Origin of the sequence: Bartonella sp. 1-1C (genome assembly GCF_002810325.1) — a bacterium.
GTDB lineage: Bacteria > Pseudomonadota > Alphaproteobacteria > Rhizobiales > Rhizobiaceae > Bartonella > Bartonella rochalimae.
In genome coordinates this window covers 1,589,547-1,600,621 of sequence record NZ_CP019489.1, presented here as the reverse complement: position 1 = coordinate 1,600,621, position 11,075 = coordinate 1,589,547, and the positions used below count along the sequence as shown (strand labels likewise).

Sequence of the window (11,075 nt, the reverse complement as noted above, 5' to 3'; positions counted from 1 at the left end):
GGTTAATGAGCGAAGTTTAATTATATAAATATAGTAAAATTAAGCTTTAAGAGCTTTTAAACGTTTAGCCAGACGCGAAACTTTTCGGGCAGCAGTATTTTTATGAAAAACCCCTTTAGAAACCGCACGCATAATTTCAGGCTCAAAATTCTTAAATGCCACCTCAGCCAATGCTTTATCACCACAAGCTAAAGCATCATCCAATTTACGAATAAAAGTGCGAACACGCGAACGACGAGCCTTGTTGAACTGCGTACGCATCGCGATCTTACGGACAGCCTTTTTAGCTGAAGGTGTATTTGCCATAAACATATCTCTCTTAACTGATCAGCACAAACAGTTTAAACTCTGTTGATACTGAGACAAACAATTCCAAGCTACACAGCTATTCATTAGCTATAAACTTATAACTTAACATTCAAGCTAACGTCAATTAATTTTTTAAATAAGTATAAAATTAGCGAAGCATTTCCTCAATCAACTACTTTATAAATATATATCCCAATAACAAGTAAATTGGGTTTCTATTGCTTACATTGTTTAAACTGCCAAATTACGTAAAACATATTGCAAAATACCACCATGACGTAAATAATCTAATTCGTCTTCAGTATCAATACGACATAATAATCGCACTTTCTTCTCTGTGCCATCAATAAAAGTTATTGTAGCTGTTATCTTCTGACGAGGTTGCAAATCATTGATTCCTTCAATGGTTACTTTCTCACTACCCTTTAATCCTAACGATTGCCAACTTGTACCTGCTTCAAAGATAAAAGGAACAATTCCCATCCCAACAAGATTAGATCGATGAATACGCTCAAAAGATTGAGCAATTACCGCTTTTACACCAAGAAGATAAGCGCCTTTAGCTGCCCAATCTCGAGACGATCCATTACCATATTCAATACCAGCAAAAACAACAAGGGGAACTCCCTCTTGTTTATATGTCATTGCTACATCGTAAATAGATCCTTCTTGTTTTGACGGATAATGAACTGTATAGCCTCCCTCACGACCATTTTCTCCAAGAATAAAATTACGAATTCGGATATTTGCAAAGGTCCCACGCATCATAACTTCATGATTTCCACGACGTGTTCCATACTGATTAAAATCAGCTATTTTAACACCATGATCAATCAAATATTTTCCTGCAGGCGAATCAACCTTAATAGAACCGGCAGGAGAAATATGATCAGTCGTAATCTTATCACCAAATAAACCCAAAATCCTCGCATTTTTAATATCTGCGAGTGTACTAGGAATTTTAAGCATGTTATCGAAGTAAGGAGGATTCCGCACATAAGTTGACTGATCATCCCAAGAGTAAGTAACACCAGCTGGAACTTGAACTTTCTGCCAATTTTCATCTCCCTTAAATACATCTCTATATTTCTCAATAAAAATCCTACGAGTAACATTTTGTTCAATAAATTCCTGTATTTCCTCAGAAGTCGGCCAAATATCTTTTAAGTAAACAGGTTGACTATCTAGGCCTATACCAAGAGGCTCCTTCGTTAAATCTTTACGCACCGTTCCTACTAGCGCATGCGCAACAACCAACGGAGGTGATGCTAAATAATTTGCTTGCACATCAGGTGATACACGTCCTTCAAAGTTACGATTTCCTGACAGAACTGCTGCAGTAATTAAACCATTATCATTAATGACTTTAGAAATAGCTGGTGACAAAGGACCAGAGTTCCCAATACATGTCGTACACCCAAATCCTACTAAATTAAATCCTAAAACATCTAAATCTCTTTGAAGACCTGAATCAAGAAGGTAAGCTTCAACCACCTGAGATCCGGGCGCAAGAGAAGTTTTAACCCATGGTTTACTCCTGAGACCTTTCGCTACAGCATTACGCGCTAAAAGACCAGCGGCAATAAGAACGCTTGGATTTGATGTATTCGTACAAGAGGTAATGGCGGCAATCACAACATCTCCATGACCAATGTCATAATCTTTATCTTCAACCTTATAACGATCATTTTGCTTACTGATTTTCTTATAATCATCAACCAGTGCTTGCTCAAAACCTTGTCCAACATTTTCTAAGGAAATACGCCCTTCTGGACGCTTGGGACCAGCCATAGAAGATACAACATCCCCCATATCCAATTCAATTGTATCACTAAAGGTAGGATCCCCAACCTTCTCATCATGCCACATTCCTTGCGCCTTAGAATAAGTCTCCACCAAAGCAATACGGCTTTCATCACGCCCTGTCATATTAAGATAACGGATTGTTTCTTTATCGATTGGAAAAAAACCGCAAGTTGCACCATATTCTGGTGCCATATTTGCAATCGTGGCACGATCAGAAAGTGTCATATATTTTAGTCCAGGACCAAAAAATTCAACAAATTTACCAACAACACCTTTTTTGCGTAACATTTGCGTAATTAGAAGCACTAAATCAGTCGCTGTCACTCCTTCTTTAAGTTTGCCCGTTAAACGAAAACCAATCACTTCAGGTAGCAACATTGAAACCGGCTGCCCTAACATTGCCGCTTCTGCTTCAATACCACCAACACCCCAACCCAAAACACCCAAACCATTAATCATAGTTGTATGAGAATCAGTTCCTACACATGTATCAGGATAAACTGTCTGACAACTACTATCACCTCTTATCCATACGCATTGTGCTAAATATTCTAGATTCACCTGATGGCAAATCCCTGTTCCAGGAGGAACAACACGAAAATTTTTAAATGCTCGCTGTCCCCACTTCAAAAAACGATAGCGCTCACTATTGCGTTCATATTCATATTCGACATTTTTCTTAAATGCCCCTGAATTACCAAAATCATCAACAATAATTGAGTGATCAATGACAAGATCTACAGGAATAAGTGGATTGATTTTTTCAGCATCCCCCCCAAGCTTATCCATAGCATCTCGCATAGCAGAAAGATCAACAACAGCAGGAACGCCTGTAAAATCTTGCATGAGAACGCGTGCAGGGCGATAAGCAATTTCCACACCAGAACGCCCTTTATCACTTAACCACTGAGCAGCATTTAGGATATCTTCTTTCTTGACTATGCGACCATCTTCAAACCGCAACAAATTTTCAAGAAGAACTTTCATCGAAAATGGTAAATGGGAAATCCCTTCAAGCCCATTCTTTTCTGCTTCAATCAGGCTGTAATAAATATATTCTTTACCATCAACACTTAAAATTCTGCGACAATTAAAACTATCAATTTGAGACATGACTGTTCACCCTTAAGTACTACAAACCACCCCATTCCTCAGAACGAACAACACAAACTGCAGGTCAAGATTGCAGCTTGAATGCGGGTACATCATGTCCGCTATTCATTCCCCGCGCTTGATCGGTAAATTCAGACCACAAACCCGTCTCAAACCGACTGCTGGCGTAATATGTGCCTTATAAAACTATTTCTAGAACTATTCTAGGTACAATTTCATAAAAAAACGTGTTTTTTACTTTATTATGCAATAAAAATTAAAAAATAATAGAATAACAGGTTATTATTATGATGTTATCGGGTAAAAATCTAACGGCACATAGAAATGAAAAAACTTTATTTCAAGGTCTTTCTTTTTGTTTATCCACACAACAACTCATGACAATTACAGGCCCGAATGGTATTGGAAAATCTACATTATTGCGAATCATTGTCGGTCTTTTCAAAGCTACTGAAGGTGATTTAAAGTTAGAAGACAAGGGGAAAATATATCCCCTGACAATCGCATGTCATTATCTCAGCACTCAAAACGCTATGAAATCCTGCTTATCTGTTATTGATAATCTAAAATTTTGGGCTAAATTTTATGGACAACATTTCTACCATCCCCATGATGCTCTTACAGATATTGGTCTTTCTGACCTCGCACATTTACCTTTCAATATTCTATCAACTGGACAAAAAAGATGTGTAGCCATCGCTCGCCTACTGCTCTCTTATCGCCCTATTTGGGTTCTAGACGAACCAATATCTGGACTTGATCACCATGCTCAAGCGATTTTTGCGACATTGTTACAACGTCATCTTAATCAAGGAGGGATGATTATTGCAGCAACTCATATTTCTCTTGGCCTAAAAGAACACCACGTCATTGCCTTAGAGCATTTTTATCCCCTTAGGAAAAAATAAAATGAAAGCACTATTTTGGCGCGACCTTAAATTAACTTTAGTATCACAAACTTCTTTATTAACAGGACCTTTATTTTTTATCGCCATCATTATTATAACTCCCTTTACTCTCGGAACAGATTCAAATACTCTTACACGAATAGGTCCAGGTATATTATGGCTAAGTGCTCTTCTAGCAGGACTACTCAATCTTAATAAACTTTTTCAAACTGACTGCGATGATGGAAATCTTGATCAACTTATTCTTTGTAGCCAAAGAAAAAGTTTAACATTGATTGTTTTCACCAAATGTCTTGCGCATTGGGCAGGAACTATGCTTCCCCTTATTTTTATTACCCCTATCGCAGCATTTATGCTTCATTTAGATACTCTAATAACCTTTACAACAATTCTAACCCTTTTATGTGGAACGCCTGCTTTCATTTTCATTGGTGCAATTGGAGCAGCTTTAGCAACATCATTATCTCATAGCACAATGCTCATCTTTATTATTATTTTGCCATGGACAATTCCAATTATAATTTTTGGTGTTACAGCTGCTACAGCTCCAATAACATCAAAAGTTTTTTTCCTCCCTGCTCTAGCTTTTCTGTCTGCTTTTTCACTCTTTTTTGGTCTTTTTAGTTCTTTTGTAACAGCTATAACACTCAAATACTTATCAGAATAATAAAAGATAATTGCTCCCAAGCAAAAATCTGCCTATTATAAATTTATGAATAAATTATCGCAAAAAAAAATGAAAATTTCCCTCGCAAATCCAACTCGCTTCATGGAAATAAGTAGTGCCGCTTTACCTTGGTTAGCTAGCATAACATTATTTCTTCTTATCTTAGGTCTTGTCTTGGTTGTGTATTCCCCTGATGATTATCAACAAGGTGTTACTGTCAAAATTATGTATATTCATGTTCCATTTGCTTGGTTATCTACCTTTTGTTACATTATAATGAGCGCTGCTGCATTAGGAAGTCTGATCTGGAGCTATCGTCTCGCTGACATAGCACTAAAATGTGGTGCATCCATTGGGACTATCTTTACAGCTTTAGCACTTATAACAGGAGCACTTTGGGGACGTTCTACGTGGGGAACGTGGTGGGTATGGGATGCTAGATTAACATCGGTTTTAATTTTGTTTTTTATCTACCTTGCCATTATTACTCTTGCTTATTCTTTTGATAATCAAATCAAAGCTGCACATGCTACAGCAATTTTAACATTAGTTGGATTAGTTAATATTCCTATTATCAAATTCTCTGTAAACTGGTGGAATACACTCCATCAACCAGCATCACTTTTACGCGCAGACGGTACAACCATTGATCGTGCTATGTTATGGCCTCTCATAACGATGATGTTTTGTTTTACCTTCATGTTTATTGTATTGCATCTAATAGCTATGCAAAATGAAATTACCCACCGCTATATTAAAACACTTCAAATTAAAGCAGCTCATCATGCTCAACATCAGGACTCTTCGTCATGCTCCAATTAAGTAACACTCAAAATGAAGCTTTTGGAAATTTTATCCAGCGAATTGATTTTTTCCTTGGAACCCTACACCATGAGCAAACTGTTGCTTTAAGTTATATACTTTCTGCAAGTGTTCTATTTTGTTTTATTGGATGTATCCTTCATAAAAGGATACGCCAAAAAAAAATTCTGAAACAACTTCAAATAAAAGAAAAAATTTGGAAAAAACAATACAATGAAAATCATCCTTCTCAGAACTAACTAAAGAATACTTTAGCCTGTTTTATTGAAATCTTTGTATCCATTTTTTCTTCTGACTATATTCTCCTTTAACTCTATAGAAAGCAAAAATTCCCATGACATTTTTTTCATCTCAAACGTATTAGTTGGAAAAATTATTCTTCAGACCCAGCTTCCTTTGTTAAATAGTAAAGATTATTTAAACTCAGTACACGTTAAAAATGAGGGCCTTAGTAGCTTACCTTATCGCACAGAATATTCAATTCTTAAAGAAATCGCAAAAGATCAACGTTTTAAACTTATCGGAATTCATTATGATGACTAAAATAATGCCCAACATTTTTTAACTAATTTTAGCAATAGTTTTAAATTAATTAGTTTTAATACTTCATATCTTACAGTTATTAACTGGAGTATACATGGATTACTAAAAATCGAAGAAGCTACATAACTACAAAAAACTCATTCCACATTCATATTAAGGCAATGTTTCCATAGTAAACCTAGAACATACGAAATTGGGTGAAAATTTTAACTTTTAACTACTACCTCAATTTCATAAAAGAAAATATCTCCTATAGCTAAGATTGTATCTTTAACATATTTTCTTTTTTAAACTTAGTGTTAAAGAATAGCCGCTTTCGTAACAAAATAATTAATATAGCTTAAATCATAAAGCAAAATTTGGCTATTTACTCGTATCATATTCTTATTCTTCGTCTTTCTGATACTGGCTGAAATGCTATTTTAGCGTGAAAATCACAATAAGGACTACTTTCGCTAGAATCTGCACCACAGAAATGAAAATTTGATGATAGAGGATCTCCAACGGGCCATCTACACGTGTTTTCATTCAATTGTAAAAGATTAAGATTACGTGACATAGGTACAACTACATTTGATTTTTCAGGTATGTTTTCTTCTGTTACGTTCTCCATGACAAGCTCTTGTCTTAAATTTGTAGCTTTAAAATCGTCAGAAGAGCAATTGTCTTGTAACATTGATGATGTTGTACGACGTATCCGCGACGTTGATGAATTAACGCCTGTTAATACTTTTTGTGTACGTGATACTACTTGTGTTGTTTTACCGCGTCCTGGTAATTTCAGCCGATGTACCTTACCAATCACAGCATTTCTGCTGACCCCACCCAACTGAACTGCAATTTGACTTGCACTCAGCCCCTCACTCCAAAGCTTCTTAAGAAGTTCAACGCGCTCACATGTCCAACCCATACTAGAACCTCATTCCAATTATCTCACAGAAAGGCTTTCAACTGTATCTTTGAATATCTTAAATATTCAAACAGCCCAATAAAAAACCCTTGAATCTAACCAATCGCAGAATTTACAAATAGAAATCCAATTTTGTTTATTTACTCAAACTATAATATGCACTAACTCTATGACAAGAGTTATTATATTTTAATAACGTTCTTTTAAAATGTTTTCCCCAACTTACAAACAAATCGTAAAAAAAAATTTTAACTCTAACTTTTTCATAGAAAGGTACATTTTCGAAACCTTAATTGATTTTTTATTAATTAGCACGATAGTTCATTATAATGAAGCAGACTATTAATGTGTAAACAAATAGATCATAGTTTTCAAATGTCGTATTACAGCATTTAAACAATCAAGAGTATAATGATGAATACCATCTATACACAATCACTTTATAATACTTTTGTTCGACGTCACTTACATTTTACACAAGGAAAGGGCTTATGGCTTATCTCTGATAAAGGAGAAAAATATCTTGATTTCACATCTGGCATTGCTGTCAATGTTTTAGGACATACACACCCAAAGCTTATTGATACCCTTAAAACACAAGCTGAAAAACTTTGGCATGTTTCTAATCTTTTTGAATCACCTGAACAAGAAGCACTTGCTGCACGTCTTTGTGCCAACAGTTTTGCTGATAAAGTTTTTTTCTGCAATTCTGGTGCTGAAGCATTAGAATGTGCATTCAAAACTGCTCGTCGCTATCATTATACATTGGGTCAACCACAACGATTCGAAATCATTACTTTTGAAGGTGCATTTCATGGCCGTACACTTGCAACGATTGCTGCTAGTGGACAAAAAAAATATCTTGAAGGTTTTGGCCCAAAAGTCTGTGGTTTTATTCAAGTACCCTTTGATGATGAAAAAGCTTTACGTCATGCTATCAATAAGAATACTGCAGCTATCCTTATTGAACCGATTCAAGGAGAAGGGGGATTGCGGACAGTTCCTTACGGAACTTTAAAAATGCTACGTAAATTATGCGATGAAAATCAATTATTATTGATTTTAGATGAAGTTCAAACCGGAATCGGACGTACAGGAAAACTTTTTGCATATGAATGGTATGATATCGTACCAGATATCCTCACTCTTGCTAAGGGGCTGGGTGGCGGTTTTCCGTTAGGAGCTTGTCTTGCAACAGAAAAAGCGGCAAAAGCCATGACACCAGGAACCCATGGTACAACCTTTGGAGGTAATCTCCTTGGCATAGCTATAAGCAATAGTGTTCTTGATACACTTTTAGAACCAGGTTTTCTTAATCATGTACAACATATGGGCAATAAACTAAAACAGGGACTTTTAAACATTTTAAACATTTATCCTGATATTATCTGTAAAATTCAAGGTACAGGCCTTATGATGGGTATGCAATGTATCATCCCTCACAATGAAGTCATCACTGCACTCGATAATGAACATATTCTCAGTGTTGGAGCGGGTCATAATATTGTTCGCTTTTTGCCTCCTCTCATAATCAATGAAGAAGAAATATATGAAGGTTTGCATCGCATTGAAAAAGCTATTGCTTATCTTTCGCAAACAAATAAAAAAAGACAAATATAATATTATGACACATACCCTTCGCCACTTTACCGATATATCTATTCTAACTCCACAAAGAGCACGTGCTCTTATCGATTATGCAAAAACCCTCAAAGCTGCTTTTAAATCAGGAGAAAATTTAAAACCTTTTGCTGGTAAAACACTAGCAATGATTTTTGAAAAGCCTTCTACACGAACCCGAGTTTCATTTGATCTTGGTATGCGTCAGCTTGGTGGAGAAACAATCATGCTAACGGGATCTGAAATGCAGCTTGGTCATAGTGAAACAATTGCGGATACAGCACGTGTATTATCACGCTTTGTAGAAGCCATAATAATACGAACCACAGCACATCACCGGATGCTTGAATTAGCGCAATATGCACAAATTCCTGTCATTAACGCTCTTACAGATGATACACATCCTTGCCAAATTTTAGCAGATATCCTTACCTATGAAGAACACCGTGGCACTATTGCTGGCAAAACATTTGCTTGGATGGGAGACGGCAACAATGTTCTTCATTCTTTAATCGAAGCAACAGCTCTTTTCAATTTTCATCTGCATATTGCTACACCGCAAGGAAGTGAACCCCAAGAAAAATATATAAACTGGGCACGGGAACGAGGAGCACATATTATGCTCACTCACAATCCTCAAAAAGCCGCTGAGAACGTTGATTGTATTATTACTGACACATGGGTTTCTATGGGACAAGAGTTTCATGCCAAAAATTATTCCATTTTTCAACCTTATCAAGTCAATGAAGCTTTAATGGCATTTGCCAAACCTGATGCTCTTTTCATGCACTGCCTCCCTGCTCATCGTGGTGAAGAAGTTGTAGACGCTGTAATCGACGGACCACATTCTGTTGTTTTTGATGAAGCTGAAAATCGCTTGCATGCTCAAAAAGCAATCCTTTCCTGGTGTTTACAAGATGCATTTCTTCAACCCAATAATTTATGAAATAAACTATTAAAAAGCAAAAATATGAACAACGAATACAAAAAATCTAAAGATCAAATCTATTTAAACAATTTTAATCAGAATGAAGATGATACAGTTATTCCGTTTCAAGTCGAAGAACTAGATATTCGTGGACGCGGTGTAAAACTTGGAGAAAGCCTAAATTCCATTCTCACAAAGCATCAATATCCTGATCCTGTTTCTTATCTTCTAGCAGAAGCTTTAGTTACAACTGTTTTACTTGGAACATCATTGAAATTTGAAGGAAAATTTATTTTACAAACTCATTCTGAAGGACCAGTCAATATGTTAGTATGTGATTTTGTTCCTCCCTCAAATTTACGTGGTTACGCTCGTTTTGATAAAGAAAAATTAAACCAAGCTATAGCGAATGGTAAAACATCTTCAGAAATGCTTCTTGGAAAAGGGACTTTGGCTTTCACTATTGATCAAAGCTCTTATACACAACGCTATCAAGGAATCGTCACCTTAGACGGCTCAAATCTTCAAGAAGCTGCTCGTACTTATTTTAACCAATCAGAACAAATACCTACTGATATCCGTTTGGCAGTTGCTACCTTAATTAACCATAATCAACAGAACAAAACACAAAAAAACTGGATAGCAGGAGGACTTTTGACTCAACTCTTACCCAAAGCTTCTCCTTATCATACACCATGCCAGAAAAATACAAAATTAGACGAAACAAAAAACTGTATCCAACTCGAAAACCAATGGCAGGAAGTAAAAGCTCTTACCGCAACTATTGACAGTGCAGAACTTACAGATCCTCAGGTTGGTATTAAACGATTACTTTTCCGCCTTTTTCACGAACGAAGTGTAAAAGTTTTTCAAACCTTTCCTATAACAAATCGGTGTTCTTGCTCACGAAAAAAAATTAAAGAAATATTAGAAAGCTTTTCTGTTGAAGAACGTACTCAAACAATAGAAAATCAACAAACTTCTGTTACCTGTGAATTTTGTTCAACGGTTTATTATTTCAAACCAGAAGAACTTTTTTAAATATAAAGCATAAAATAATTATTTTTGTAACAGACGAATTTTTCTTTCTATTTTAAAATCTTATGTTAAAAATTACAAACTTATTATAAATTTTATTGCACATAAGATATTGATCTATATATATCTATTATCTTCTTGAAGTTCGAAATATTTTATTGAGGTAGAGATTTAAGATTCTAATCATTGATTATAAAATTTAAAAACTTTTTTCGTAGAATTTTTATGAATATTGTACTATAAAAGTGGATGACAATAACTCTAATTACAGATTTAATATTGACTAAATAAGATTGTTTCTTTTCTAAAATTGTTAAGCTTAAAATTTTTAAAATATGAATGTGTTTATTCGTAAAAATTTAAGAAAGAAAGTTATTCATTAGAGGAATTTAATCCTCATAAAGGTAATTT

General features: G+C 35.4%; 9 protein-coding genes. 6 read left to right on the top strand and 3 right to left on the bottom strand.

What is annotated here, in order from left to right; all coding sequences use genetic code 11:
* Positions 1 to 39 precede the first annotated feature (39 nt).
* The gene (gene rpsT / locus B11cv2_RS07070) at positions 40 to 306 is read right to left on the bottom strand and encodes a 30S ribosomal protein S20 (RefSeq protein WP_078692537.1); all 267 of its coding nucleotides are present in this window, start codon (positions 304 to 306) and stop codon (positions 40 to 42) included.
* A 234-nt stretch (positions 307 to 540) separates the two neighbouring features.
* Positions 541 to 3,228 (bottom strand): aconitate hydratase AcnA, encoded by a 2,688-nt coding sequence (gene acnA, locus B11cv2_RS07065; RefSeq protein WP_100693908.1) that lies wholly within the window; start codon positions 3,226 to 3,228, stop codon positions 541 to 543.
* 287 nt (positions 3,229 to 3,515) lie between these two features.
* Here acnA and ccmA point away from each other — a divergent pair, with 287 nt between their 5' ends.
* Genes ccmA through B11cv2_RS07050 form a run of 3 tightly spaced genes read left to right on the top strand, consistent with a single transcriptional unit; the run spans position 3,516 to position 5,625 of the window.
* Entirely contained in the window at positions 3,516 to 4,136 is a 621-nt protein-coding gene (ccmA, locus tag B11cv2_RS07060) for a heme ABC exporter ATP-binding protein CcmA (protein WP_100693907.1), read from the top strand.
* A gap of 1 nt (position 4,137) precedes the next feature.
* Positions 4,138 to 4,803 (top strand): heme exporter protein CcmB, encoded by a 666-nt coding sequence (gene ccmB / locus B11cv2_RS07055; protein ID WP_100693906.1) that lies wholly within the window; start codon positions 4,138 to 4,140, stop codon positions 4,801 to 4,803.
* 45 nt (positions 4,804 to 4,848) lie between these two features.
* Positions 4,849 to 5,625, top strand: a complete 777-nt coding sequence (locus tag B11cv2_RS07050) for a heme ABC transporter permease (protein ID WP_100693905.1) — start codon at positions 4,849 to 4,851, stop codon at positions 5,623 to 5,625.
* 919 nt (positions 5,626 to 6,544) lie between these two features.
* Here the strand turns inward: B11cv2_RS07050 and B11cv2_RS07040 are convergent.
* Positions 6,545 to 7,078 carry a GcrA family cell cycle regulator gene (locus tag B11cv2_RS07040; RefSeq protein ID WP_100693903.1) on the bottom strand — a complete coding sequence of 178 codons (534 nt, stop codon included), beginning with the start codon at positions 7,076 to 7,078 and terminating at the stop codon, positions 6,545 to 6,547.
* Between the two features lie 414 nt (positions 7,079 to 7,492).
* Here B11cv2_RS07040 and B11cv2_RS07035 point away from each other — a divergent pair, with 414 nt between their 5' ends.
* From B11cv2_RS07035 to B11cv2_RS07025, 3 genes are read left to right on the top strand one after another with little or no spacing between them, the layout of a single operon-like run.
* Entirely contained in the window at positions 7,493 to 8,698 is a 1,206-nt protein-coding gene (locus tag B11cv2_RS07035) for an aspartate aminotransferase family protein (protein ID WP_100693902.1), read from the top strand.
* A gap of 4 nt (positions 8,699 to 8,702) precedes the next feature.
* Positions 8,703 to 9,644 (top strand): ornithine carbamoyltransferase, encoded by a 942-nt coding sequence (argF, locus tag B11cv2_RS07030; RefSeq protein ID WP_100693993.1) that lies wholly within the window; start codon positions 8,703 to 8,705, stop codon positions 9,642 to 9,644.
* Between the two features lie 24 nt (positions 9,645 to 9,668).
* Positions 9,669 to 10,667: an Hsp33 family molecular chaperone gene (locus tag B11cv2_RS07025; protein WP_100693901.1), complete on the top strand. Its 999-nt coding sequence runs from the start codon at positions 9,669 to 9,671 to the stop codon at positions 10,665 to 10,667.
* Positions 10,668 to 11,075: the final 408 nt, after the last annotated feature.